At 71.0% G+C, this 25,912-nt stretch carries 23 protein-coding genes; 11 read left to right on the forward strand and 12 right to left on the reverse strand.

Annotation, left to right across the window (positions count from 1 at the left end):
- Positions 1-57: 57 nt before the first annotated feature.
- From SLINC_RS32900 to SLINC_RS32915, 4 genes are all read right to left on the reverse strand, one after another.
- Positions 58-951 carry an amino acid ABC transporter permease gene (locus tag SLINC_RS32900; RefSeq protein WP_067440837.1) on the reverse strand — a complete coding sequence of 298 codons (894 nt, stop codon included), beginning with the start codon at positions 949-951 and terminating at the stop codon, positions 58-60.
- Positions 948-1,613 carry an amino acid ABC transporter permease gene (locus tag SLINC_RS32905; RefSeq protein ID WP_067440840.1) on the reverse strand — a complete coding sequence of 222 codons (666 nt, stop codon included), beginning with the start codon at positions 1,611-1,613 and terminating at the stop codon, positions 948-950. Before SLINC_RS32905 ends, SLINC_RS32900 begins: the two co-directional genes overlap by 4 nt.
- Positions 1,614-1,687: 74 nt before the next feature.
- Positions 1,688-2,530, reverse strand: coding sequence for a glutamate ABC transporter substrate-binding protein (locus tag SLINC_RS32910; protein WP_067440843.1), 843 nt, complete (start codon positions 2,528-2,530; stop codon positions 1,688-1,690).
- 109 nt (positions 2,531-2,639) lie between these two features.
- Positions 2,640-3,416 carry an amino acid ABC transporter ATP-binding protein gene (locus SLINC_RS32915; RefSeq protein ID WP_067440846.1) on the reverse strand — a complete coding sequence of 259 codons (777 nt, stop codon included), beginning with the start codon at positions 3,414-3,416 and terminating at the stop codon, positions 2,640-2,642.
- A 311-nt stretch (positions 3,417-3,727) separates the two neighbouring features.
- Between SLINC_RS32915 and SLINC_RS32920 the strand changes: the two genes are divergently transcribed.
- A complete protein-coding gene (locus tag SLINC_RS32920; protein WP_067440849.1) occupies positions 3,728-4,414 on the forward strand; it encodes a response regulator transcription factor in 687 nt (228 codons plus the stop codon).
- Positions 4,415-4,423: 9 nt separating this feature from the next.
- Entirely contained in the window at positions 4,424-5,824 is a 1,401-nt protein-coding gene (locus tag SLINC_RS32925) for a sensor histidine kinase (protein ID WP_067440852.1), read from the forward strand.
- 141 nt (positions 5,825-5,965) lie between these two features.
- On the opposite strand, the gene SLINC_RS32930 is transcribed toward SLINC_RS32925, so the two are convergent.
- The 3 genes from SLINC_RS32930 to SLINC_RS32940 all read right to left on the reverse strand — a co-directional run bounded on the left by SLINC_RS32930 (position 5,966) and on the right by SLINC_RS32940 (position 9,075).
- The gene (locus SLINC_RS32930) at positions 5,966-6,961 is read right to left on the reverse strand and encodes a TAXI family TRAP transporter solute-binding subunit (protein WP_067440855.1); all 996 of its coding nucleotides are present in this window, start codon (positions 6,959-6,961) and stop codon (positions 5,966-5,968) included.
- 379 nt (positions 6,962-7,340) lie between these two features.
- Complete coding sequence (locus SLINC_RS32935; protein WP_067440858.1) at positions 7,341-8,585, reverse strand: cation:proton antiporter; 1,245 nt, start codon at positions 8,583-8,585, stop codon at positions 7,341-7,343.
- A 4-nt stretch (positions 8,586-8,589) separates the two neighbouring features.
- A complete protein-coding gene (locus tag SLINC_RS32940; RefSeq protein ID WP_067440861.1) occupies positions 8,590-9,075 on the reverse strand; it encodes a cation:proton antiporter regulatory subunit in 486 nt (161 codons plus the stop codon).
- A 196-nt stretch (positions 9,076-9,271) separates the two neighbouring features.
- Here SLINC_RS32940 and SLINC_RS32945 point away from each other — a divergent pair, with 196 nt between their 5' ends.
- Positions 9,272-10,222: a sensor histidine kinase gene (locus SLINC_RS32945; protein ID WP_067440864.1), complete on the forward strand. Its 951-nt coding sequence runs from the start codon at positions 9,272-9,274 to the stop codon at positions 10,220-10,222.
- Positions 10,222-10,881, forward strand: a complete 660-nt coding sequence (locus SLINC_RS32950) for a response regulator (RefSeq protein WP_067440867.1) — start codon at positions 10,222-10,224, stop codon at positions 10,879-10,881. Before SLINC_RS32945 ends, SLINC_RS32950 begins: the two co-directional genes overlap by 1 nt.
- Before the next feature lie 9 nt (positions 10,882-10,890).
- Here SLINC_RS32950 and SLINC_RS32955 read toward each other — a convergent pair whose 3' ends face one another.
- Both SLINC_RS32955 and SLINC_RS32960 read right to left on the reverse strand, forming a co-directional pair.
- On the reverse strand, positions 10,891-11,313 hold the full coding sequence (locus tag SLINC_RS32955; protein ID WP_067440870.1) for a hypothetical protein: 423 nt from the start codon (positions 11,311-11,313) through the stop codon (positions 10,891-10,893).
- 119 nt (positions 11,314-11,432) lie between these two features.
- Positions 11,433-14,351: a SpoIIE family protein phosphatase gene (locus SLINC_RS32960; protein ID WP_067440872.1), complete on the reverse strand. Its 2,919-nt coding sequence runs from the start codon at positions 14,349-14,351 to the stop codon at positions 11,433-11,435.
- Positions 14,352-14,544: 193 nt separating this feature from the next.
- Here SLINC_RS32960 and rutA point away from each other — a divergent pair, with 193 nt between their 5' ends.
- A complete protein-coding gene (rutA, locus tag SLINC_RS32965; protein WP_067440875.1) occupies positions 14,545-15,627 on the forward strand; it encodes a pyrimidine utilization protein A in 1,083 nt (360 codons plus the stop codon).
- 7 nt (positions 15,628-15,634) lie between these two features.
- On the opposite strand, the gene SLINC_RS32970 is transcribed toward rutA, so the two are convergent.
- Positions 15,635-17,290 (reverse strand): ABC-F family ATP-binding cassette domain-containing protein, encoded by a 1,656-nt coding sequence (locus tag SLINC_RS32970; RefSeq protein ID WP_067440878.1) that lies wholly within the window; start codon positions 17,288-17,290, stop codon positions 15,635-15,637.
- A 344-nt stretch (positions 17,291-17,634) separates the two neighbouring features.
- Here SLINC_RS32970 and miaB point away from each other — a divergent pair, with 344 nt between their 5' ends.
- On the forward strand, positions 17,635-19,161 hold the full coding sequence (gene miaB, locus SLINC_RS32975; RefSeq protein WP_079164855.1) for a tRNA (N6-isopentenyl adenosine(37)-C2)-methylthiotransferase MiaB: 1,527 nt from the start codon (positions 17,635-17,637) through the stop codon (positions 19,159-19,161).
- 105 nt (positions 19,162-19,266) lie between these two features.
- Positions 19,267-19,980 (forward strand): class III extradiol dioxygenase subunit B-like domain-containing protein, encoded by a 714-nt coding sequence (locus SLINC_RS32980; protein WP_067440884.1) that lies wholly within the window; start codon positions 19,267-19,269, stop codon positions 19,978-19,980.
- 85 nt (positions 19,981-20,065) lie between these two features.
- Here the strand turns inward: SLINC_RS32980 and SLINC_RS32985 are convergent, their stop codons facing one another.
- Together SLINC_RS32985 and SLINC_RS32990 are read right to left on the reverse strand one after the other, a co-directional pair.
- Positions 20,066-20,350, reverse strand: coding sequence for an antitoxin (locus tag SLINC_RS32985; protein WP_067440887.1), 285 nt, complete (start codon positions 20,348-20,350; stop codon positions 20,066-20,068).
- A gap of 24 nt (positions 20,351-20,374) precedes the next feature.
- Entirely contained in the window at positions 20,375-20,659 is a 285-nt protein-coding gene (locus tag SLINC_RS32990; protein ID WP_067440890.1) for a hypothetical protein, read from the reverse strand.
- Positions 20,660-20,842: 183 nt separating this feature from the next.
- Between SLINC_RS32990 and miaA the strand changes: the two genes are divergently transcribed.
- The 4 genes from miaA (at position 20,843) to SLINC_RS33010 (ending at position 25,840) form a co-directional block, all read left to right on the forward strand.
- Positions 20,843-21,781: a tRNA (adenosine(37)-N6)-dimethylallyltransferase MiaA gene (miaA, locus tag SLINC_RS32995; protein ID WP_067440893.1), complete on the forward strand. Its 939-nt coding sequence runs from the start codon at positions 20,843-20,845 to the stop codon at positions 21,779-21,781.
- 108 nt (positions 21,782-21,889) lie between these two features.
- Complete coding sequence (locus SLINC_RS33000) at positions 21,890-22,393, forward strand: hypothetical protein (protein ID WP_067440896.1); 504 nt, start codon at positions 21,890-21,892, stop codon at positions 22,391-22,393.
- 106 nt (positions 22,394-22,499) lie between these two features.
- The gene (gene dapF / locus SLINC_RS33005; RefSeq protein WP_067440899.1) at positions 22,500-23,375 is read left to right on the forward strand and encodes a diaminopimelate epimerase; all 876 of its coding nucleotides are present in this window, start codon (positions 22,500-22,502) and stop codon (positions 23,373-23,375) included.
- A gap of 206 nt (positions 23,376-23,581) precedes the next feature.
- On the forward strand, positions 23,582-25,840 hold the full coding sequence (locus SLINC_RS33010; RefSeq protein ID WP_067440902.1) for a RelA/SpoT family protein: 2,259 nt from the start codon (positions 23,582-23,584) through the stop codon (positions 25,838-25,840).
- The last annotated feature ends 72 nt before the right edge of the window (positions 25,841-25,912 follow it).

Consider the following 25,912-nt stretch of genomic DNA (forward strand, 5'->3'; position numbering starts at 1 on the left):
AGGGCAGTGGCGATCATGCCACTGCCCTCCGGGTGGTTCACGGGGATTGACCGAGCGTCAGACGCCCCCGGCTCCGGCTCCTGCGGTGCCCGCGACCGCCGCGTCGTCCGCCTTGAGTACCGCGCCGGTGCTCTTCTTGGCGCGCCGGAGCCGCTGCTCCAGCCAGCTCGCGAAGGTCGTCAGCGCGAAGTTGATCGCGATGAAGATCAGGGCGACGACCGTGAAGCTGGCGATGGTGTTGGCGCCGTAGTACGAGCTCATCGGGCTCACCGCCGCGATCAGATCGGCGAAGGTGAGCACACCGCCGCCGAGGGCGGTGTCCTTCACGATCACGACGACCTGGCTGACGATCGCCGGCAGCATCGTGGTGACCGCCTGCGGCAGCAGGATGGTCCGCATGGTCTGGCCCTTGCGCAGGCCGATCGCCATCGCGGCCTCGGACTGGCCCTTGGGCAGCGCCAGGATGCCGGCCCGGACGATCTCCGCGAGGACCGCCGCGTTGTAGAGCACCAGACCCGTGACGACCGCGTACAGCGGACGGTCGTCGGTGCTGACGTTCGTGTACTCGGAGTAGAGCGCGAGCCCGAAGATCATCAAGATCAGGACCGGGATGGCCCGGAAGAACTCCACGACGACCCCGACCGGCACCCGGATCCAGGCGTGGTCCGACATGCGCGCGATGCCGAGCACGGCGCCCAGCGGCAGTGCGATGACCATGGCGAGCGCCGCGGCCTTCAGGGTGTTCTCCAGGCCCGGCAGGATGTAGGTGGTCCAGGCCTCGGTTCCGCCGAAGAAGGGCTTCCACTTCGCCCACTCCAGCTGCTGCTTGTCCTGAAGGGTGCCGTACATCCACCACAACAGAGCGGCGAGAGCGGCTATGAAGACGACCGTCAGGGCGACGTTGCGCCGCTTGGCGCGGGGGCCCTGGGCGTCGTAGAGAAGGGAGCTCATCGCTTCACCGCCACCTTCTTGCCCACCCAGCCCATGATCAGGCCGGTCGGCAGCGTCAGACACACGAAACCGAACGCGAAGACCGCGGAGATCAGGATCAGCTGAGCCTCGTTCTCGATCATCTCCTTCATCAGCAGGGCCGCCTCGGCGACGCCGATCGCGGCGGCCACCGTGGTGTTCTTGGTGAGGGCGATGAGAACGTTCGCCAGCGGGCCGACCACCGAGCGGAACGCCTGCGGCAGGATCACCAGCGTCAGCACCTGGGTGAAGTTCAGGCCGATGGCGCGGGCCGCTTCCGCCTGGCCGATGGGCACCGTGTTGATACCGGACCGCAGCGCCTCGCACACGAAAGCGGACGTGTAGGCCACCAGGCCCAGCACGGCGAGCCGGAAGTTGGTGGTGTCGATGATGTCCGAGCCCATGGTGACGTTGAACGTCTGGAACAGGCCCAGCGAGGTGAACAGGATGATCACGGTCAGCGGTGTGTTCCGCACGGTGTTCACATACACGGTGCCGAAGCCGCGCATCAGTGGCACCGGCCCTACGCGCATGGCGGCCAGCAGGGTTCCCCAGATCAGGGAGCCGACGGCCGAGAGCAGTGTGAGCTGCACGGTCACCCAGAAGGCACCCAGCAGGTCGTAATCAGCAAGAAAGTCGAACACGATCTCCCGCGCTTCCGCGTGTCGAGGGCCCCGGCGCGCCGGTCCGTGGACCGGCGCACCCGTCAGGCGTTACTTCAGCTCTTGATGTCGCCGATCTTCGGCGCGGGCTCGTTCTTGTAGCCGGCCGGACCCAGGTTCTTGTCCACGGCCTTCTTCCAGGAACCGTCGGAGACCATCTTCTCCAGGGCGGTGTTGATCTTCGCCTTGAGGTCGCTGCCCTTCTTGACGCCGATGCCGTAGTTCTCGTTGGTCATCTTGAAGCCGCCGAGCTTGAACTTGCCCTTGAAGTTCGCCTGCGAGGCGTAACCGGCGAGGATCGAGTCGTCCGTGGTCAGCGCGTCGATGGCCTTGCTCTGTAGGCCGTTCAGGCAGGCCGAGTAGGTCGGGTACTGCTGGAGCTGGGCCTTGGGAGCCAGCTTCTCCTTGACGTTCTGCGCCGAGGTCGAGCCGGTCACCGAGCAGAGCTTCTTGCTGTTGAGGTCCGACGGCGACTTGATGGAGTCGTCGTCGGCGCGGACCAGGACGTCCTGGTGGGCCAGCAGGTACGGGCCGGCGAAGTCGACCTTCTTCTGACGCTCCTCGTTGATCGAGTACGAGGCGGCGATGAAGTCGACGTCACCACGCTGGAGCATGGTCTCGCGGTCGGCGCTCTTCGACTCCTTCCACTCGATCTGGTCCGCGTTGTAGCCGAGCTCCTTGGCGACGTACGTGGCCACGTCGACGTCGAGACCCGCGTAGCCCTGCGGGGTCTTCTGGCCGATGCCGGGCTGGTCGAACTTGATGCCGACGGTGATCTTCTTGTCGCCGCCGGAGGAGCCGGAACCGTTGCCGTCGCCGTCGTCCGAGCCGCACGCCGTGGCGGTGAGGCCGAGCGCGAGGACGGCGGCCGTGGCGGCGGTGACCTTGCGGAGCTTCATGGTGAACATCCTTTGCGTGGTGAAGAGATGCGAGCCGTCGAGGCGGGTGACTCAGGTTCGTCGGGCGCGCGGGGCGGGCCGTGGGTGGTGCGGGATCAGCGGTCCAGGATCAGTGGTGCAGGATCTTGGACAGGAAGTCCTTGGCGCGGTCGCTTCGCGGGTTGCTGAAGAACTGGTCCGGCACAGCCTCTTCGACAATGCGGCCGTCGGCCATGAACACCACCCGGTTGGCGGCCGAACGGGCGAAGCCCATTTCGTGGGTGACGACGATCATCGTCATACCGTCCCGGGCGAGCTGCTGCATGACCTCCAGCACCTCGTTGATCATCTCGGGGTCGAGCGCCGACGTGGGCTCGTCGAAGAGCATGACCTTGGGGTCCATCGCCAGGGCGCGCGCGATGGCGACACGCTGCTGCTGGCCGCCGGACAGCTGTGCGGGGTACTTGTCCGCCTGTGTGGCCACGCCCACGCGGTCGAGCAGGGCGCGGGCCTTCTCCTCGGCCGCCTTCTTGTCGGCCTTGCGGACCTTGATCTGGCCCAGCATCACGTTCTCGAGCACGGTCTTGTGCGCGAAGAGGTTGAAGGACTGGAACACCATGCCGACGTCGGCGCGCAGCCGGGCCAGCTCCTTGCCCTCCTGGGGCAGTGGTTTTCCGTCGATGGCGATATCGCCGGAGTCGATCGTCTCCAGGCGGTTGATGGTGCGGCACAGGGTGGACTTACCGGACCCCGAGGGTCCGATGACCACGACAACCTCGCCGCGGGCGATCGTCAGGTCGATGTCCTGGAGTACGTGCAACGCGCCGAAGTGCTTGTTGACGCTCTTCAGGACGACCAGTTCTCCGGTCGCGGCCACATCTTCCTTGGCCACCGATACTTCGGTCATCGCTCTCTGGCTCCGTCCTCCTCGGTTTCGGAGGACCTTAGTAACCCATGCCACCTGCGTCATTACATCTGAGGGGAATCTGAGGATCACGATCCGATAGCAATCGGACACGTGTCGTAGCACTTGCGAGCTGGGCGCGTATCGGCCGGGTAACGGAAGGCTCGCGCAACCGGAACCCTCTTGACGCCGTCCTCGTCCATCAGCGTGACTGCCATGTGCACCCGCGCGCGTGCTCGCGTTTTTGCACCATGCTGAGTACTCGTTCCGAGTGCTCATTCTGATCGTACGTCCGATGAACGAAGGGGGCCTGGGTGAGACTGCTCCTTGTCGAGGACGACAACCATGTCGCCGCGGCTCTGTCCGCGGTACTGGCGCGCCACGGTTTCGACGTCACACACGCCCGCAGCGGCGAGGAGGCCCTCCAGGCCCTCGTCCCGGAAGGCGCGGGCTTCGGAGTCGTTCTCCTCGACCTGGGACTGCCCGACCAGGACGGCTACGAGGTGTGCGGCAAGATCCGCAAGCGCACCAGCACGCCGGTGATCATGGTCACCGCCCGTGCCGACGTGCGCTCACGCATCCACGGCCTCAACCTCGGCGCCGACGACTACGTGGTCAAGCCGTACGACACCGGGGAGCTGCTGGCCAGGATCCACGCCGTCAGCCGGCGCACCCCCCATGAGGACGCCCACGGGGCCGGTGACGGCGCGCTGCGCCTCGGGCCGGTGCGGATCGAGCTGCCCACCCGGCAGGTCAGCGTGGACGGTTCGGTGGTCCAGCTGACCCGCAAGGAGTTCGACCTGCTCGCCCTGCTCGCCCAGCGACCGGGCGTGGTCTTCCGGCGGGAGCAGATCATCAGCGAGGTGTGGCGCACCAGTTGGGAGGGGACGGGACGCACCCTGGAGGTGCATGTCGCGTCCCTGCGCGCCAAGTTGCGCATGCCCGCGCTGATCGAGACCGTACGTGGCGTGGGCTACCGGCTCGTCGCCCCGGGCTCGTAGCGGGGTCGGGTGCGCACACGTCTGCTCCCGCTGCTCATCATCCTGATGGCGGCCGTCCTGCTCGCGCTCGGCATCCCGCTGGCCGCGAGCGTGGCGGCGGCCCAGCAGCAGCGCGTGGTCGTCGACCGGATCGACGACACGGCACGCTTCGCGGCCCTCGCCCAGTACGTCACCGACACGGCGGGCGGGGCCAACGAACGCCAGGAGACCCTGAGCAGCGAACTCGCCAGCTACCACGAGGTCTACGGCATCAGCGCGGGCGTCTTCTACCGCAACGGCACCGACATGGCCAAGGCCCCGGCGAGCCTCGTCCTGCCGGGTGAGAACGACACGGGCGAGGTGCGCGCCGCGTTCGACGAGGCGCTGACCGGACGGCGCAGCCACGACCCCAAGCAGGTGTGGCCCTGGCAGCGGCACAGCCTGGTCGTCGCCTCGCCGGTCATCCGGGACGGCGACGTCGTCGCGGTCGTGCTCACCGACTCGCCCACCGGGCCGATGCGTTCGCGGATCCTGCACGGCTGGCTGGTCATCGGGGCCGGCGAGATCGCCGCGATGCTGCTGGCCGTGGGCGCGGCCCTGCGGCTGACGGGCTGGGTGCTGCGTCCCGTGCGGGTCCTGGACGCCACCACCCACGCGATCGCCAGCGGCCGTCTGAAGTCCCGGGTGGCGGCCGCCGGCGGGCCCCCGGAACTTCGGCGCCTGGCCCACGCGTTCAACGAGATGGCGGACAACGTCGAGGACGTCCTGGAGCAGCAGCGCGCCTTCGTCGCCGACGCCTCGCACCAGCTGCGCAACCCGCTCGCGGCGCTGCTGCTGCGCATCGAACTGCTCGCCTTCGAGCTTCCGGAGGGAAACCAGGAGATCGCCTCCGTCCAGGCCGAGGGCAAGCGGCTGGCGCAGGTCCTGGACGACCTGCTCGACCTGGCCCTGGCCGAGCACACCGAGGCGACCATGAGCATCACCGACATCGGCGCGCTGACCGCCGAGCGCGTCGCGGCCTGGACACCGACGGCCGAGGCCAAGGGTGTACGCCTGGTGGGGGACTGCCCGGCCACGACCGCCTGGGCCGACCCGGTCACGCTGTCCAGCGCGCTGGACGCCGTCATCGACAACGCCGTCAAGTTCACTCCGAAGGACGAGACCGTCGAGGTGACCGTCGCCGCCAACGGCGGGACGTCGACCGTCGTGGTCACCGACCGCGGCCCGGGCCTGACCGACGAGGAACTCACCCGCGTCGGCGACCGCTTCTGGCGCAGTGGCCGCCACCAGAACATCAAGGGCTCCGGCCTCGGCCTGTCCATCTCCCGGGCCCTGCTCGCCGCGGGCGACGGCTCGATCACTTACGACCACCATGAGCCTCATGGCTTGAAAGTGACGGTCACGGTCCCGCGGTCGCGGCCACTGAGGTGAGACGCGGTACGGCACGAGGACCAGGTTCTGTACGCCGTACGGGTGAGGGCCCGGTCCTGTTGCGCGTCGCCCTGCGTACGCCCCGCACGCGGGCCTCTCTACGCCGTTGCTCGGGATGTCGTACGGCAGGTGCCTGAGGGTCTACGGCTTGACGGAGCGGTAGTAGCGCCGGGCGCCGTCGTGGAGGGGGAGCGGGTCGGTGTAGATCGCGGTGCGCAGGTCGACGAGCTGGGCGGAGTGGACGACGCTGCCGATGCCGTCGCGGCTGCGGATCACCGTCCGGGTCACCCACTCGGTGAGCCGGGGGTCCATGTTCTCGCGGGTGATCAGCAGGTTGGAGACCGCCAGCGTCGGCACGGTCGCCCCCTTCTGGATCGAGGGGTAGGCCGACTCCGGCATGTTGGTGGCGCGGTAGTAGTGGGTGGCGCCGCCCTGGGCGTGCAGCTTGGAGACGAGACCGGGGCTGATCGGCACGAACCGGAACCGGTGCGAGCCGACGACATCCTCCAGACCCTTCGTCGGCAGGCCGCCCGACCAGAAGAACGCGTCGATGCCCTTCCCCAGCAGCTCGGGGCCGGTGTTGATGCCCTCCGACGAGGCCGTGATGTCCTTGTCCGGGTTGATGTCCGACGCCTCCAGCACGCGGTCGGCGATCAGGCGTACGCCCGACTGGGGGCGCCCTATGGCCACCCGCTTGCCCTTGAGGTCGGCGACGGAACGTATGTCCGAGTCGGTCGGCACGACGAGCTGGACGTAGTCGTCGTACAGGCGGGCGACCCCGCGCAGCCGGTCCGCGAGTTCCGGGTGCTCGAACTCGAAGGTCTCCACGGCGTCGGCCGCGACTATGGCGAAGTCGGCTTCACCGGCCGCCACGCGCGCGACGTTCTCCTGGGAGCCGTCGCTGGTGAGCAGCTTCACGTTCAGGTCCGGCATGTCCCTGGCGAGCTGGGGGCGCAGTTCGGTGCCGTACTGCTGGTAGACCCCGGCCTCCGTCCCCGTGCTGATCGTGATCGTCCCGCTCGGAGGCGCCTCGCCCAGGGGCAGCAGCCACCACAGCAGCAACCCGAGAACGACGAACCCGGCGGCGGCACCTTGCAGGGCCCGGCGCCTGCCGATACGGGGGAACACCTTGGACATGCGCGTGATCCTGCCAGCCGGTGCGCGGTGCTGACCAGGGGCGGTGTGGGGAGGGGTGGGGGTCTGCGGGCGCCGGGGGATCGCGCGCGGGCGGCCCGGGGCTTGGCCGTGGCCCTTTCTCGGGGCTGTCGGCGGGCGTCCTGGGGGCTGTGGCGGCCTGTCCCGGGGCCCTCGGTGGACGATCCCGGTCGGTTGTCAGTGGTGGCCGCTAATGTCGATGTATGAGCTCCTCGCGCGACCCGGCCGTCGGGGCCCAGCGTTCCGCCCCGCCGGCGGACCGGCGTGCTGGCACCCCAGGTCTCCACCGGGCCGACGCTTCGCCGAACCGGGGCCCGCCGATCCGGCCTCCGCCGACCCGAGCCCCCGCCCCACCCACCAGTCACCGACCCCCCGTCCCCCCATCTCCCCCCACCGATGCCTGCGTCTCCGTCGCCGGTGTCGTCGGTCCGAGAGGTCGCGTGCCGGCGGAGCGGCGGCGGGTCCAGCGGGAGGCGAGGGGTTCCGTGTAGCGGGCGGTGAGGGGGCCGAGGACGACGAGGATGAGGACGTAGGCCGTGGCGAGGGGGCCGAGGGACGGTTCGATGCCGGCGCTGACCGCGAGTCCGGCGATGACGATGGAGAACTCGCCGCGGGCGACGAGCGCGCCGCCGGCGCGCCAGCGGCCCTTGACGGAGACCCCGGCCCGCCGTGCCGCCCAGTACCCGGTGGCGATCTTCGTCGCCGCGGTGACGAGCGCGAGGGCGAGGGCGGGCAGCAGGACGGGCGGGATGCTGGCCGGGTCGGTGTGCAGGCCGAAGAAGACGAAGAAGACGGCGGCGAAGAGGTCACGCAGAGGGCTCAGCAGGGTGTGCGCGCCCTCGGCCACTTCCCCGGACAGCGCGATGCCGACCAGGAAGGCGCCCACCGCCGCCGACACCTGGAGCTGCTGGGCGATGCCCGCGACCAGGATCGTCAGCCCGAGCACGACCAGCAGCAGCTTCTCGGGGTCGTCGCTGGAGACGAACCGCGAGATGAGCCGGCCGTAGCGGACCGCCACGAACAGCACGAGACCGGCCGCGCCCAGCGCGATCGCCAGGGTCACACTGCCCGCCATCAGCCCGGCGCCGGCCACCAGCGCGGTGACGATGGGCAGATAGACCGCCATCGCCAGGTCCTCCAGGACGAGGACGCTGAGGATCACCGGTGTCTCCCGGTTGCCGACCCGGCCCAGGTCGCCGAGGACCTTCGCGATGACGCCGGACGAGGAGATCCAGGTGACGCCCGCGAGGACGACGGCCGCCACCGGGCCCCAGCCCAGCAGCAGCGCCACCGCCGCGCCCGGCAGGGCGTTGAGGGCGCCGTCGACGAGACCGGCCGGGTAGTGGGACTTGAGGTTGGTGACCAGGTCACCGGCCGAGTACTCCAGGCCGAGCATCAGCAGCAGCAGGATGACGCCGATCTCGGCGCCCGTCGCGACGAACTCCTCGCTCGCCCCGAGCGGCAGCAGACCGCCCTCACCGAAGGCCAGCCCGGCCAGCAGATACAGCGGGATCGGCGAGAGCCGGAAACGGGCGGCGAACCGGCCGAGCAGGCCGAGGCCGAGGATGATGGAACCGAACTCGATCAGCAGGACCGCGGAATGCACCGGTTCACTCCCGCCCGAGTATCGTCGCGGCGGCGTCGACGCCCTCACGGGTGCCGATCACGATGAGGGTGTCCCCGCCGGCCAGCCGGAAGTCCGGCGCCGGCGACGGGATCGCCTCCGCCCGCCGCAGCACCGCCACCACCGAGGCGCCGGTGTCGGTCCGCATCCTGGTCTCGCCCAGCACCCGGCCGTTCCACCGCGAGGTCGCGGCGACCTCGATCCGCTCGGCGACCAGCCCGAGATCCGTGGTGTAGAGCAGGCTCGCGCTGTGGTGGGACGGCTTCAGCGCGTCGATCAGGGCCCCCGCCTCGGCGCCGGTCAGCCGCGTGGACTGCGCGCAGGAGTCCGGGTCGTCGGCCCGGTACACGCTCACCGTGCGGGCCCCGTCGCGGTGCGCCACCACGGACAGATGGCGGTCTTCCCGGGTGACGAGGTCGTACTGGACCCCGATACCCGGCAGCGGCGTCGCCCTCAGGCGTGGAGCAGACACGTTTCTCCCCTAGCTTCTCGGTGCGGTCGGACAGTCCGTGCGTTCCTGATGATCACGAGTGCCCGGTCTGCATGCTGCCACCCACACGTACGGTGGCGACATGGGTGTTGCCACGGATATGCAGGGCCGGCCGGGGTCTGTGAGGCTGGCCACGGAGGGGTCGGGTGCGCAGGCCGGGAGGAGCGGAAAGAGAACCGTGTCGCTGTTCTGGCGGATCTTCTCGCTCAACGCCGTCGGCCTGTTCGTGGCCGCGGCACTGCTGCTGGGACCGGTCACCGTGTCGACCCCCGTCCTGCCGGGCGAGGCGCTGGCCGTGGTCGGGGGCCTCGTGGGCCTGCTGGCCGCCAACGCGCTCGTGCTGCGGGTCGGTCTCGCCCCGCTCAAGCGGCTGGGCGGGGCCATGTCCACCGCCGATCTGCTCCGGCCGGGAGCCCGCGCGCCGGTCGCCGGGCCCGCGGAGACCGCCGAGCTGATCACGACGTACAACACGATGCTCGACCGGCTGGAGGCCGAACGCGCCACCGGGGCAGCCCGCGCGCTCTCAGCCCAGGAGCGCGAACGGCACCGCGTTGCGCAGGAGTTGCACGACGAGGTCGGCCAGACGCTGACCGCCGTCCTCCTCCAGCTCAAGCGGGTGGCCGACCGGGCGCCCCGGGAACTGCGCGAGGAGGTGGGCCAGGCGCAGGAGGCCACCCGTGCGGGGCTGGACGAGATCCGCCGGATCGCCCGCCGGCTGCGGCCCGGTGTCCTGGACGAACTGGGACTGTCCAGCGCCCTGCGGTCCCTGGCGGCCGAGTTCACCACGCACGGGCTGACGGTCCGCCACCAGATCGCCGGCGACCTGCCCCACCTGACCGAGGAGTCCGAACTCGTGCTCTACCGGGTGGCCCAGGAGGGCCTCACCAACACCGCCCGGCATGCCGCCGCCGACCGCGCGGAGATCCGGCTGCGGCCGGTCGCCGACGGCGTCGAACTCCTCGTACGCGACAACGGCAGGGGGGTCGGCGGGGCGCCGGAGGGTTCCGGGATCAGCGGCATGCGCGAGCGGGCACTCCTGATCGGAGCGGTCCTCTCCGTAGGGTCCGCGCCCGACGGCGGCACGGACGTACGGCTGAGCGTCCCGTTCACCGCCGTGGGCGGTCCGTGATGTCCGGGCCGGGGCCGATCCGGGTGCTGCTCGCCGACGACCACACTCTCGTACGGCGGGGAGTGCGGCTGATCCTGGAGGGCGAGCCGGACATCACGGTCGTCGCCGAGGCGGGCGACGGGGCGGAGGCGGTCGAGCTGGCCCGCGCGCAGGAGGTCGATCTGGCGGTCCTGGACATCGCGATGCCGCGCATGACCGGCCTCCAGGCCGCCCGCGAGCTGTCCCGGCGGCTGCCGAACCTGCACCTGCTCGTCCTGACCATGTACGACAACGAGCAGTACTTCTTCGAGGCCCTCAAGGCCGGTGCCAGCGGTTACGTCCTCAAGTCCGTCGCCGACCGCGACCTCGTCGAGGCCTGCCGCGCCGCGGTCCGCGACCAGCCCTTCATCTACCCCGGCGCGGAACGCGCCCTCGTCCGCTCCTACCTGGAACGCCTGCACCGCGGCGACGGGCTGCCCGAGCGGGCCATCACCGAGCGCGAGGAGGAGATCCTCAAGCTCGTCGCCGAGGGCCACACCTCCAAGGAGATCGGCGAACTCCTCTTCATCAGCGCCAAGACCGTCGAACGCCACCGCGCGAATCTCCTCCAGAAACTGGGCATGCGCGATCGCCTGGAACTGACCCGCTACGCGATCCGGGCGGGCCTCATCGATCCGTGAGGCGGGGAATCACCCCTTGCGCGAACCCACGGCACCGCGCCGTCGCCGCATGACATACACCCCCGCGGCACCGGCCGCTCCAACGGCCAGAGCGATCCCCAGGGTGCGCTCGAAGTCGGCGGGGCCCACGCTGCCGCCGATGCCGCCCTGGACGCCACGGGTCGGGACAGGCGTCGCGGCTGTCACGCCGGCCGTCCCCCTGCGGGGCAGGACCTCGCACGCGATGCCGTCGTCCACTCCCTGGTCCTCGTCGAGCCGGTTCGGGTCACTCGTGTCGCGGTCGAACTCCGCCTGCGCGTCTTCCTGGTAGACGAAGTCGGCGCAGTCCAGGTCGGTTTGAGCATGTGCGACGCTCGTCAGTGGTCCGGTGGCCAGGATGACCGCCACTGCGCCGGCGAACGGGGCGCGTATCCCGATGGTCCGTATCCGCATGGTCCTGCCTTTCGGGCGGGGGAGGCCTTCACGGCCCTCCCTGCGACCCTAGGGACGGCTCCTCGCACCCGGCCCGCGATGCTCCGCCGAATGGACGACGGCGGCCCGGCAGACACCGGCTACAACAACGCCTCCCAATCCCCGTCGAAGTCCGCCGGATTCACGAACAGCAACTCGGGTTCGGCGGGCTGTGCGGGGGCCGGGGTGTTCGGGTCCGGGAGGGGCTGTTCCGTCCAGATGCACTTGCCGGTGGGGGTGTAGCGGGCGCCCCAGCGGTGGGAGAGGGCGGTGATGAGCTGGAGGCCGCGGCCGCCTTCGTCGGTCTCGGTGGCGCGGCGGATGCGGGGCATGGTCTGGCTGCCGTCGTAGACCTCGCAGATGAGGTCGGTGGAGTGCAGGAGGCGGAGCCGGACCGGGCCGCGGGCATGGCGCACGACATTGCCCACCAGCTCGCTGACGAGGAGCTCGGTGGTGGGGGTGAGGTCGTCGAGGTCCCAGGCGGTGAGTTGGTCGCGGACATGGCGGCGGGCCTGGCCGGCCGCCCGCGGATCCTGGGGCAGCGACCAGGAGGCCATCCGCTCCGCGGGCAGGGCGTGCAGCCGGGCGACGAGGAACGCGGCGTCGTCGGCGGCCTGGTCGGAGGGGAGCAGACCGGCTGTCAGTATGTCGCATAGGCGTTCGAGATCCATCGCCGTGCCATCCGCGTGCGCCGCGCTCAGCAGCCGCGCCAGATCCGTCATGCCCTCGTCGATCTCCCGCTTGGCGGACTCGACCAGCCCGTCGGTGTAGAGCACGAGCAGACTGCCCTCGGGCACCTCCAGCTCGACCGTCTCGAACGGTGGATTCGCCGCGCCCAGCGGCGGATCGGCGTCCGGCACAGGAAAGTGCACGGTCCCGTCGGGAAGGACCAGGGCGGGCGGCGGATGACCGGCTCGGGCGAGGGAGCAGACCCGGGTCGTGGAGTCGTAGAGCGCGTACAGGCAGGTGGCGTACGAGCCCTCGCCCATGCCGGCGACGATGTCGTTGAGGTGGCCCAGGATCTCGTCCGGGGGCAGTTCGAGGTCGGCCAGGGTGTGGACGGCGGTACGCAGCCGCCCCATGGTGGCCGCCTCCGGCAGCCCGTGCCCCATCACGTCACCGACGACGAGCGCGACCTGCCCGCCGGACAGCGGAATGATGTCGTACCAGTCACCGCCGACGTCCGCGCCCTGCCCGGCCGGCAGATAGCGGGCGGCGGCCGTGCACGCGGGCAGGTCGGGCAGCGCCTGCGGGAGCAGACTGCGCTGGAGTTCGCGGGACCGGGTGCGCTCGGCGTCGTAGAGCCGGGCCCGCTCCAGGGACTGGGCGACCAGGGCGCTGATCGTGGTCAGCAGCGCGCGCTCCTCGTCGGTGAGCAGCCGCGGCCGGTCGAAGGACAGCACGCACACGCCGAAGGTGTGCCCCGAGGCCGTCAGCGGCAGGAACGCCCAGGAGTGCCCGCCCGAGCGCTCCGCCAGATCGGCCGCCGCGGGACAGCGCGCGGTCAGCTCCTCCCGGGAGGACAGGAACAACGGTGTCCCGGTCTCGACCGTGCCCCAGGCCGGGTCGTCGGGCGTCCGGGGACGGCTGTCGACGAGGTCGAGGACGTCGTCCGGGTAGCCGACGGCCCCCACGTGATGGAGCCGGTCGCCCTCGACGACCTGGACCATGAGCCCCGTCGCGGCGGAGGGCGGCAGCACTCTTCGGGCGACCGCGTCCACCACGTCCTGCGAGGTCGTCGCCTTGGCGAGCTCCGCGGTCAGCTCGGCGATCCGGGCGGCCCGTTCGGTCGCCGCCCGCTCGGCCGCCTGGTGCTCCTCGGCCAGCCGACGCTTGTCGGTGACGTCCTGGAAGTACAGGGTGCGCCCGTCGGGCCCCGGCACCAGCCGCAGATGGAAGCGTTGCCCGGAGTCCGGCAGATGCACGTCGAAACCGGCGGGCTTCTCCTCGGCCGCGGCCGCCAGGCAGCGCTCCTTCAGGCCCGGAACCTGCCGGGCGGCGGGCAGCGCCCACAGCAGGCGCCCGAACAGTTCCTCCTCGGAGAAGCCCAGCAGCCGTTCCGCCTCCAGGTTGGCGAAGGTGATCCGCCACTCGTCGTCCACGGCCAGGAAGCCGTCGCTCATGTGTCTCAGGGCCCGGCCGAGCGCGTCGCGGGCGGTGCGCGACTCGTTGCTCTCCCAGCCCACGCCGATCATCCGGTGGGGCTCGCCCTGCTCGTCGTAGGTGGCCCGGCCCCGGGCCCGCGTCCAGCCGTAGGTGCCGTCCAGACGCCGTACCCGGTACTCGGCCTCGAAGACGCTCTGATCGAGGATCGCCCGCTGCGCCGCCGCCAGGGTCGGTGCCAGGTCGTCGGGGTGGACGATCCGCATCCAGTTCTCGATCCGGCCGGTGAAGTCGGCCGGGCGGGTGCCGTACAGGGCCAGGGCCGCCTCGTCCCAGATCAGGTCACCGGTACGGATGTTCCAGTCCCACGATCCGACCTCGACCTCCTTCAGGGCCTGGCGCAGACGCTCCCCGCTCGGTTCGCCGTGCGCGGGCCCGGACGGCGGCGGCGCCTGCGCCATGCGGTCCTCGGTCCAGGCCACGACCGCCCGCAGGAAGTCCCAGTGCTCCGGCGTCGGTTCGCCCCGCTCGCCCGCCACGACGGTCAGCGCGCCGATGCTGCGCTTGCGGCCGAACACGGGGAAGGCGGCGAAACCGGTGCCCGGCCACGACGTGCCGTGCTCGTCGGAGGACATGTCGTGCCGGTCGGGCAGTGGCACCCACACACCGCTGCCCCGGTGCAGGGCACGGGCCGGGGCCAGGGGGCCCTCCTGGTCGAGGATCTCCCAGGAGCGGGTGAGGGCGGGAGGCAGTCCCGCGGCCGACACCAGCCGCAGCGCGGACATCGGACCGCGCAGATGGATCGTTCCGCCGAGCGCGCCCAGCTCGCCCACCGCGTGGTGCAGGGCCAGCCGGAAGACCTCGCTCTCCGTGACGCCCGGGGCCACCGTGTGGAGCAGAGCGAGCCGTGCGTTCATGCGGGGAACCTATCGTCCCGGATTTGGTCCGAAACCTGTTTCACAGATTCCGACGTGCGGCTTTCCTGCACTGTCACGTCTCGACGTCATGTCTCGGCGTTCTTTCAACGCCCTTGCAGACATGGAGAGTTGTTGACATTTGACCGGTGTAGCGTGCCGTCGCACGGGCAGGTTCCGGATCATGAGGAGCGGCATGGACATCGGTGTCTTCATCCCCATCGGCAACAACGGCTGGCTCATTTCGAAGAGCTCACCGCAGTACCTGCCGAGCTTCGAGCTGAACAAGGCCGTCGTGCAGAAGGCCGAGGAGCACGGACTCGACTTCGCCCTGTCGATGATCAAACTCAAGGGATTCGGCGGCGACACGGAGTTCTGGGACCACTGCCTGGAGTCGTTCACGCTGATGGCGGGCCTGGCCGCCGTCACGGAACGCATCAAGCTGTACGCCTCCACCCCGATCCTCGCCCTGCCCCCGGCGATCGTCGCCCGCATGGCCGTCACGGTCGACTCCATCGCCCCCGGCCGCTTTGGCGTCAACATCGTCACCGGCTGGGCGCCGGGCGAGTACACGCAGATGGGCGTGTGGCCCGGCGACGAGCACTTCGCCAACCGCTACGCCCGGGCCGTCGAGTACGTCACCGTGATGAAGGAGCTGTGGAGCGAGGGCGTCAGCAACTTCAAGGGCGAGTTCTACGAGATGGACGACTGTGTGCTCTCCCCGCGACCGGCGGACGGGCACATCGACATCGTCGCCGCCGGACAGAGCAGCACCGGCATGCGGTTCGCCGCCGACCACGCCGACTACAACTTCATCCTCGGCAGCGGCGTCAACACCCCGCTCGCCTTCGCGGACACCACGGCCACGCTGGAACAGGCGGCGCGCGAGAGCGGCCGTGACGTCGGCGCGCTCTCGCTCTTCATGGTCATCGCCGACGAGACCGACGAGGCCGCCCGCGCGAAGTGGCAGGACTACCACGACAACGCCGACCTCGCGGCCCTCGCCTACATGGCGGGGGAGTCCGCCACCGACACGAGTGCCGACGACTCCTCCACCGCCCGGACCATCGTGCTGCCCGAAGGCGCCGTGAACTTCAACATGGGCACCCTCGTCGGCTCCTACGAGACCGTCGCGAGGATGCTCGACGAGATCGCCGAGGTCCCCGGCACCAAGGGGATCATGCTCGTCTTCGACGACTTCGTCGAAGGCATCGAGAACTTCGGCACCCGGATCCAGCCCCTGATGAGCTGCCGCTCGGACCGGGTGACCGCGGCCTGAGCCCCGCTCATCCGGCCAGTGACTCCTCTCGCGGTCCCGGCAGGGGAAGCTCCAGCCGCGGCCAGGCCCGGATGTCGCGTTGCATCTGGCGGTCGTGCGTCGCCAGGACGACGGCCGCGTCGGTGGCCTTGAGCGCGTCGGTGAGCTCGTCGACCAGGGCGATGGACAGGTGGTTGGTGGGTTCGTCCAGCAACAGCAGGTGCGGCCGGGCGGCGAGGGCCAGGGCCAGGTCGAGGCGGCGCTGCTGCCCCATGGACAGCTCGGCCACCGGCTTGTCCGCGTCGCGCGAGCCGAGCAGGCCCAGCGACGACAGCGCGGTGACCTCGCTGTCGCGCAGGACGCCCGTGGTGACCAGACGTGCGGTGTGCGCCTGGTAGACGTCGTTCGCCCGGCGACGCGTGGTGTGCGGCGACTCCTGGCCGAGCAATTGCAGCCGCACCTTGCGCGCGTGCCGTGCGCGGCCCGTCGTCGGAACGAGCCGTCCCGCCAGGACGGACAGCAGCGTGGACTTGCCCGCCCCGTTCGGCCCGGTGACGGCCAGCCGGTCGCCCGATGTCAGCGACAGGCTGGTCGGCCGGTGCAGCCGCCCGGCCACGGTGACCTCCTCCGCGTGCAGCAGGACCACGCCGGGCCGGGCCGGCAGCTCGGGCGGGGTGAAGCGCCGGGGCGGCACGGGCGCGGTGATCCGGTGCTGTTCCAGGTCCTCCTGGCGTCGGTGCACGGAACGGACCAGGGCCGGGGCACGGGTGGCGCGCTGGTGCCTGCCGGTGCCCTTGGGCGGCCGCCAGCCGGTGCTCAGCCGGTTCTGCGCCTCCGACAGGGACTGCTGGAGACGGGCGTGTTCGCTCTGCTGCTCCTCGTACTCGGCCTCCCAGCGGAGCAGTTCGGCCTCGCGCCCCTCCCGGTAGCCGGCGAATCCGCCGCCGTACACCCGGGGGCGGCCGTCGCTGGTGGGGTCGAGGTCGAGGACCGTGGTCGCCACGTCCGACAGCAGCGCCCGGTCGTGGCTGACCACGACGACGCCTCCGGGGTGGGCGCGCAGGCGCGCGGTGAGGTAGTCGAGCCCCTCCAGGTCGAGATGGTTGGTCGGCTCGTCCAGCAGCAGGAAGTCGTACTCGGCGCCCAGCAGACAGGCCAGCCGGATCCGGTAGCGCTGCCCGACCGAGAGCGTGGCCAGCCGGCGCGTGCGGTCGTCGACCGCCCCGAGTCCGGCGAGCGCCACGTCGACCCGGCGGTCCGCGTCCCAGGCGTCCAGTGCCTGCGCCGCTTCCAGGGCGTCGGCGTACTCCCGTTCCGCGCCGGGCAGTTCCTCGGCGAGAGCGGCCGCGGCGGTGTCCAGGCAGTGGAGTGCGGCCCGGGCATCGGCCAGGTGCTCGTCGATGACGTCACCGACCGTCCGGTCGTCCTCGGCGGGCATCTCCTGCTCCGCCAGGGCGAGCGTGCCCACCCGCTGCACGCTCCCCTCGTCCGGGGCCAGGACCCCGGCCAGGACGTGCAGCAGGGTCGACTTCCCGCGCCCGTTCTCACCCACGACACCCCAGCGCGACCTGGGGGAGACCTTCATGTCGACATGGCGCAGCACGGTACGGCCACCGCGGTCCACGCGGACATCGGCGCAGGTCAGCTGGGCCCGATCACGCGCGGGCAGGGAAAAGGCGTTCACGTCTTACGTCCTCCGGTTTTCCGGTTTTCCCGGAAGGAGGCACACCGCACCCCGCGCGAGACGCGGAAAAGGGGCGGATCAATGCCTCGGATCTGACAATCGGCCGGGCCCTGAACGGGGCGGCCGCGGGCGGCTGTGAAGGCTCGGAACGCGCCTCGCCATGATGCGAGGGGCGGAGCCTGCGGCCCTGTCAGATGTAGAAGACGTAAATCATGCGGCCATTCTAACGACGCCCTCGTCCGCGCGCCGAGATTTTCCGGGCGCATACGGTCGGCCGTGCGGCCGGTGGGGCCTCACACGGGCACCCTGACAGGGGCCCGTCCGGGACGACCTACCCTTGACGCATGACCAGCAGCAGCGACCGGAGCCCGGCAGTGGATGTTCACCCGTCCAAGACGTATGAGGTACGCACCTACGGGTGTCAGATGAACGTCCACGATTCCGAGCGATTGTCCGGTCTGCTCGAATCTGCCGGTTATGTGAAGGCTCCCGAGGGTGCGGACGGTGACGCGGACGTCGTCGTCTTCAACACCTGCGCCGTGCGCGAGAACGCCGACAACCGGCTCTACGGCAATCTCGGCCGCCTCGCCCCGATGAAGACGAAGCGGCCGGGCATGCAGATCGCGGTCGGTGGCTGTCTCGCGCAGAAGGACCGCGAGACCATCGTGAAGAAGGCGCCCTGGGTGGACGTCGTCTTCGGCACGCACAACATCGGCAAGCTGCCGGTCCTCCTGGAGCGCGCCCGCGTCCAGGAGGAGGCGCAGGTCGAGATCGCCGAGTCCCTGGAGGCCTTCCCGTCGACGCTGCCCACGCGGCGAGAGAGCGCCTACGCGGCCTGGGTGTCGATCTCCGTCGGCTGCAACAACACCTGCACCTTCTGCATCGTCCCGGCGCTGCGCGGCAAGGAGAAGGACCGCCGCACCGGCGACATCCTCGCCGAGATCGAGGCCCTGGTCGGCGAGGGCGTCAGCGAGATCACCCTGCTCGGCCAGAACGTCAACGCGTACGGCTCCGACATCGGTGACCGCGAGGCCTTCAGCAAGCTGCTGCGGGCCTGCGGGACGATCGACGGCTTGGAGCGGGTCCGCTTCACCTCCCCGCACCCGCGCGACTTCACCGACGACGTCATCGCCGCCATGGCCGAGACACCGAACGTGATGCCCCAGCTCCACATGCCCCTCCAGTCCGGCTCGGACACGGTCCTGAAGGCGATGCGCCGCTCGTACCGCCAGGAGCGCTACCTGGGGATCATCGAGAAGGTGCGGGCGGCCATCCCGCACGCCGCCATCACCACCGACATCATCGTCGGCTTCCCCGGCGAGACGGAGGAGGACTTCGAGCAGACCCTGCACGCGGTCCGTGCGGCCCGCTTCGCCCAGGCGTTCACCTTCCAGTACTCCAAGCGGCCCGGCACCCCTGCCGCCACCATGGACGGCCAGATCCCCAAGAAGGTCGTTCAGGCGCGCTACGAGCGTCTCGTCGCCCTCCAGGAGGAGATCTCCTGGGAGGAGAACAAGAAGCAGGTCGGCCGCACCCTGGAGCTGATGGTCGCCGAGGGCGAGGGCCGCAAGGACGGCGCCACCCACCGCCTCTCCGGCCGCGCCCCCGACAACCGCCTGGTCCACTTCACCAAGCCGGACCAGGAGGTACGACCGGGCGACGTCGTCACCGTCGAGGTGACCTACGCCGCCCCGCACCACCTCCTCGCGGAGGGCCCCGCCCTCGACGTGCGGCGCACGCGCGCGGGAGACGCGTGGGACAAGCGGAACGCCACCGAGGCCGCCAAGCCGGCGGGAGTCCTGCTCGGCCTGCCGAAGATCGGGGTCCCGGAACCGCTGCCGGTGGCGACGGGCGGCTGCTCGCCGGCCTGAGGGCACGCGACGCGAACGCGGCGGAGTGTTTGTTCCAGCCGGCCGAGCCGGCGTGGAGCACCCACTCCCGTTCCTGCTCCCGTCCCCGGCACTAGGCTCCCGATCATGCTTGTCGCCGCCTCCGTCTGCCCCTGCCCGCCCCTCCTCGTGCCCGATCTCGCCGCGGGCGCCGCGCCCGAGCTGGATCGCGCGCGTGCCGCCTGCTCGGACGCGCTGGGCGTGCTCGCCGCCGCCCGGCCCGACCGGCTGGTCGTCGTGGGACCGGCGGACCGGCACGGGCGAGGCCCGCACCCGGAGGGGGCGCCGGGTTCCTTCCGGGGCTTCGGCGTGGACCTCGATGTACGGCTCGGCCGGGACACCGGTACGGCGGTCGGGCGCCCGCTGCCGGACGCGCTGGCGGTCGCCGCGTGGCTGCTGGCACGCGCCGGATGGTCCGGCGCCCCGATCGAGGGACTCGGCGTGGGGGAACCTCTGGAGGCCGAGCGGTGTATCCAGATGGGGAGGGAGATCGCCGCCGGTGCCGAGCGCGTGGCGTTGCTGGTGATGGGCGACGCGAGCGCCTGCCGCACGCTCAAGGCGCCGGGCTATCTCGACGAGCGGGCGGCACCGTTCGACGCGGAGATCGCGCGTGCGCTGGGCGCGGCGGACGTGGCCGCCCTCAAAGCGCTGGACACGGAGTTGGCGTACGAACTGAAGGCCTCCGGCCGGGCCCACTGGCAGGTTTTGGCGGGCGCCGCCGAGGACGCGGACCTCTCCGGCGCGCTGCTGTACGAGGACGCGCCGTACGGAGTGGGGTACCTGGTCGCCACCTGGTCGTAGCGGCGACGCCCGCGCAGGGCGCGCCGAAACGGCGGACGGCCGGGAGCATCGCGCTCCACGGCCGTCCGTCGGTGTGCCGTGCCGTTCAGGAAGCCGGCGGGGGAGAGGAAGGCGGCGGAGGGGCCGGCGGCGTGTCGGTGGCGCCGCCCGCGTCCGTGCCGTCCTTGTGAGCCAGTCGGTCCATGGCGCCCTTGGCCTTGCCCGTGCCCGTCTGGATCTTGTCGCTGTACTTGCCCTTGGTCTTCTCGTCGACGACCTTCGCGGCCTTGTCCAGACCGTGCTGGATCTTGTCCCCGTGCTGCTGCGCGAGACCGGAGACCTTGTCCTTGGCCGGGTTGAGCTTGGCCTTCAAATTGTCCAGGAGACCCATGGTCCACCTTCCCTGACGGGCTGGTTACGTGCGGGCGCCTTCACCGGCCTCGCTGTCGGCGACCTCTTCGGCGGACTGCTGCTTGGGGATCTCGACGCCCTCGCCGGACGTGTCCTTGGCGGCTGTCGCCGTCTTGTCCTCCGCCGCGCCCTCGGCCTCGGCCTCCGCGCCGGCCTCGGCCGACCCCTTCGCCTCTGCCGCCTCCTGCGCCGGCTGCTCGTCCGACGACGCGTCGGCGGCCTTCACCTCGGCGGCTGTCGCCTCCTCGGTGGTCTTCGACCTCCGGAGAAGTCGTGCGAAAACGCCCATATCCACTCCATACGTTACTCGTGCGGGCGAAATCCCGCGTCGTCCGGTGCGCCCGTTTGCGTCGCCCGGGCCGCCGCCTCTGCGATCGGGCGGCGGAAAACCTCGCAACTGGGAACGACCCCGGCCCGGTGCCGTCACGTAACTCGTTCGAGGTCACCGGTGGAGGTTTGGGAGACTGGTCCGGTGAGCAGCACACCCCCCGCCCCCCGCGTCATCGCCATCGTCGGACCGACCGCGGCCGGAAAGTCCGATCTGGGCGTCTTCCTGGCCCAGCGGCTCGGCGGCGAGGTCGTCAACGCCGACTCCATGCAGCTCTACCGAGGGATGGACATCGGCACCGCCAAACTGACGCCCGAGGAGCGCGCCGACGTCCCGCACCACCTCCTGGACATCTGGGACGTGACCGTCACGGCGTCCGTCGCCGAGTACCAGAGGCTGGCCCGCGCCCGGATCGACGCCCTGCTCGCCGAGGACCGCTGGCCGATCCTGGTCGGCGGCTCCGGCCTGTACGTCCGCGGGGCCGTCGACAACCTTGAGTTCCCCGGCACCGACCCCGAGGTCAGGGGCCGACTGGAGGAGGAACTCACGCTGCGCGGCTCCGGCGCGCTGCATGCCCGCCTGGCCGCCGCCGACCCCGAGGCAGCGCACGCGATCCTGCCCAGCAACGGCCGCCGTATCGTCCGGGCTCTCGAAGTGATCGAGATCACCGGCAAGCCCTTCACCGCCAACCTCCCCGGCCACGACTCCGTCTACGACACCGTCCAGATCGGCGTCGACGTGGCGCGGCCCGAGCTCGACGCACGCATCGCACGCAGGGTGGACCGGATGTGGGAGGCCGGTCTGGTCGACGAGGTGCGCGCACTCGAAGCGCGGGGGTTGCGCGAGGGGCGTACGGCCTCACGCGCGCTCGGCTATCAGCAGGTCCTCGCGGTGCTCTCCGGCGAGTGCACGGAGGCGGAGGCGCGCACCGAGACCGTACGTGCCACCAAGCGCTTCGCGCGCCGTCAGGATTCATGGTTCAGGCGCGACCCGCGGGTGCACTGGTTGAGTGGGGCCGCGGCGGATCTCACGGAACTTCCGCAGCTCGCGCTGTCGTTGGTCGAACGACCGGTTACAGCCTGATCACGTCATGGCATCGGGACGCTCCGGCCGTCATCGCGGCCTCCGGGGGCGTGCCATCATCGAGCTTCGATCGACCAAGTGGAGTCCAAGTTGGGAGGGCGCGTGGCGATGGAGGCCGGCCCTCGTGACACCGCACAGGACACCGAGCACCTCACCGTGGACAACGGCGAACCGGAGCAGGACGACGACCGTCTGAGTTCCGACGGGCCCGATGACACGCAGGGTGGTGTGACGGACGACGGTCCCGAGCCCGACGAGATGTTCGCGGGCGGCCCGGAGGTCGAGGTCGAGCTGCGTCCGCAGCGGCGCCTGCGCATCTGGCAGCTCGCCCCCATCGTCTCGCTGGCCGCGGTCGGCTCCCTGATGTTCGCCTTCCCGCTGGCCTTCGACTTCGGCGACAGCGGCGCCGTCATCGCCATGCTGGGCCTGCTGATCTGCTCCTGCGCGGCCGGCTGGGGCATGATGGCCGCCCGCCGCGTTGGTTACACGTGGCCCGGCCTGCCGCAGCGGGGCTCGGGCCGCCGCCCGGACTGGCGGGTGGTGCTGGCGTACATGCTGCTGGTGGCCGTGGTGGTGGTCCTCGCCGTGTGGCGTGTGGCACGGCTGCGCTGAAGCGCCCCCTTGTCAGGGGCGCGGGGACTGCGTGACCAGCCGCATCCGGCCCGCAGTGGGCATGCGGCCTTCCTCTGCGATCGTCGCCTTCCTCTACGATCGTTGAATGAGCACGCGCACCCGGATCGCCTTCCTCAAGGGCCACGGCACGGAGAACGACTTCGTGATCATCCCGGACCCCGAGAACACCACCGACCTCCCCCCGGCCGCCGTCGCAGCCCTCTGCGACCGCCGCGCGGGCATCGGCGGTGACGGCCTCCTGCACGTCGTACGGTCCGCGGCCCACCCCGAGGCCCGGCACATGGCGCCCGAGGCGGAGTGGTTCATGGACTACCGCAACGGCGACGGCTCGATCGCGGAGATGTGCGGCAACGGCGTACGGGTGTTCGCGCGCTATCTCCAGCACGCCGGGTACGTGACCGAGGGCGACCTCGCCGTCGCCACCCGCGGCGGCGTCAAGAGCGTGCACATCGACAAGGCCGGCGACATCACCGTCGGCATGGGCCGGGCGCTGCTCCCCGAGGGGGACGTCACCGTGAGCGTCGGCGAACGCAGCTGGCCCGCGCGGAACGTGAACATGGGCAACCCGCACGCCGTGGCCTTCGTGGACGACCTCGCCCACGCCGGCGACCTGTACTCCCCGCCGCCCTTCAGCCCGGCCGCCACCTACCCGGACGGGGTCAACGTCGAGTTCGTCGTCGACCGCGGTCCCGGCCACGTCGCCCTGCGCGTGCACGAGCGCGGTGCCGGAGAGACCCGCTCGTGCGGCACGGGCGCGTGCGCGGTCGCCGTCGCCACCGCACGCAGGGACGGCGCCGACCCGGCCGTCACCGGTGCTCCGGCGACGTACACCGTCGACGTGCCCGGCGGCACCCTGGTGATCACCGAGCGGCCCGACGGCGAGATCGAGATGACTGGCCCCGCGGTGCTCGTCGCCGAGGGGGAGATCGACGCGGAGTGGCTGGAAAGGTCCGTTCGCTGACCGATCTCGTGCCACTTGGTGCGCAATCGTAAACCTACGTACCTTCGCTCGAATGGGTGATCAGTTTCACGCTCGACGAGAGACGGTCAGTCGGGCGTGATGGGCTCGGTAGCATCAAGCACCGGCCCGGACGGGGGACAGATGCCATCCCCTGAGCCGCGTCAGCCCTGGGGCACCCGTCCGCCGGTCCACAGCCGGAGGTGCCCATGAGCGCGGATGCCGCGAATCCTGCGAACTCGGGCCCGGTGGTCACATCGGGTCCGACGGCCTCGGGCGCTGTCCTGCCGACAGCGCCCCGCAGGAAGGCCCGCTCCCGGCTCGACCTGCGCCGCCTCGGCCGCGCCGCACTGCTCGGCCCCGCCGCCCGCGACCGGCTGCCCGACGCCATCGGCCATGTGGCCGAGGCCCATCGCGCCCACCACCCCGACGCCGACCTCGAACCGCTGCGCCGCGCCTACGTCCTGGCCGAGTCCTCGCACCGCGGCCAGATGCGCAAGAGCGGTGAGCCGTACATCACACACCCCCTCGCGGTGACGCTGATCCTCGCCGAACTCGGCGCCGAGACCACGACCCTGACGGCCTCTCTGCTCCACGACACCGTCGAGGACACCGATGTGACGCTCGATCAGGTCCGCGAGGAGTTCGGCGAGGAGGTCCGCTTCCTCGTCGACGGCGTCACCAAGCTGGAGAAGGTCGACTACGGCGCCGCCGCCGAGCCGGAGACCTTCCGCAAGATGCTCGTCGCCACCGGCAACGACGTCCGCGTGATGTCGATCAAACTCGCCGACCGGCTGCACAACATGCGCACCCTGGGCGTGATGCGGCCCGAGAAGCAGGCCCGCATCGCCAAGGTCACCCGCGACGTCCTCATCCCGCTCGCCGAACGACTCGGCGTCCAGGCCCTGAAGACCGAACTGGAAGACCTGGTCTTCGCGATCCTGCTCCCGGAGGAGTACGAGCACACCAGGGAGCTGATCGTCGACAACGCCTCCCGCGCCGACGACCCCCTGGCCGAGACGGCCGACGAGGTGCGCGTCGTGCTGCGTGACGCCGGCATCCAGGCCGAAGTCCTCATTCGGCCGCGGCACTTCGTCTCCGTGCACCGCGTGGCCCGTAAACGCGGGCGCCTGCGGGGCTCCGACTTCGGCCGCCTGCTGGTGCTGGTCCACGAGGACGCCGACTGCTACGGCGTCCTCGGCGAGCTCCACACCTGTCTGACGCCCGTCGTCTCGGAGTTCAAGGACTTCATCGCCGTACCGAAGTTCAATCTGTACCAGTCGCTGCACACCGCCGTGGCCCGCGGGGACGGCCAGGTCACCGAAGTCCTCATCCGTACGCACCAGATGCACAAGGTCGCCGAGGCCGGCGTGGTCGCGCTCGGCAACCCGTACGCGCCGCCCGCCGACGAACTGGCCGACGGGGAACGGTCCGGCGGTGAGCGTGCCGACGGCGAGCGCGCGGACCCCACCCGCCCCGGCTGGCTCTCCCGTCTCCTGGAGTGGCAGCAGGGCGCGTCCGACCCCGACACCTTCTGGTCGACCCTGCGCGAGGACCTCGCCCAGGACCGCGAGATCACCGTCTTCCGGCCCGACGGCGGCACCCTGGGCCTGCCCGAGGGCGCGACCTGTGTGGACGCCGCCTACGCGCAGTACGGCGAGGACGCGCACGCGTGCATCGGCGCCCGGGTCAACGGCCGCCTGGCGACCCTGAGCACCGTTCTGCGGGACGGCGACACCGTCCAGCTCCTCATGGGCCAGGACCCCGCCTCCGAGCCCTCCAGGGAGTGGCTGGAGCACGCCCACACCCCGGCGGCCCGCATCGCCATCCAGCGCTGGCTCACCACCCACCCGGCACCGGCCGCCCCGGCCGTCGGGAGTGCGCAGGACACCGCCGTACGACCGGGCGACGGGGCCGTGGACCGGGCCGTCGAGGGAAGTGCTTCGGTGCCCGCCGCCGGCGAGGCTTCAAGGGCGGCCGCTTCCGGCTTCCGGCCGGCCGACCGCTCCGCCGGAGCGGACGTCGTCGTGGACGAGCCGGGTGCGGGATCCGTGCGGCTCGCCGGCTGCTGTACGCCCGTACCGCCCGACGAGGTGACCGGCTTCGCCGTACGCGGGGGAGCGGTGACCGTCCACCGCGTTCGGTGCGCGGCGGTGGCGCGGATGAAGGACGCGGGGCGCGCGGAGATCGGAGTGCGCTGGGGGGACACCACGGGGTGCCGGGTCACGCTGTTCGCCGAATCGTTCGGCCGCCCTCATCTGCTCGCCGACCTCACCGAGGCGATGGCACTGGAGGGCGCGGAGATCGTCTCGGCCACCGTCGAACCGCCGAGCCGCCAGCGCGTACGCCACACCTACACGGTCGAGCTCCCCGACGCGGCCCACCTCCCCGCCCTGATGCGGGCCATGCGGAACGTGCCGGGCGTGTACGACGTCAGCCGGGCGCAGCCGCAGGCGTTGGAGGACTGAGCGGACTTACCGGGCGGTCCCACCGCCGGGCGGCCGAGCCACTCGCCCGTCCCGGCGCACCCCTTCGAGTGG

It is taken from the genome of Streptomyces lincolnensis (genome assembly GCF_001685355.1).
Lineage (GTDB): Bacteria > Actinomycetota > Actinomycetes > Streptomycetales > Streptomycetaceae > Streptomyces > Streptomyces lincolnensis.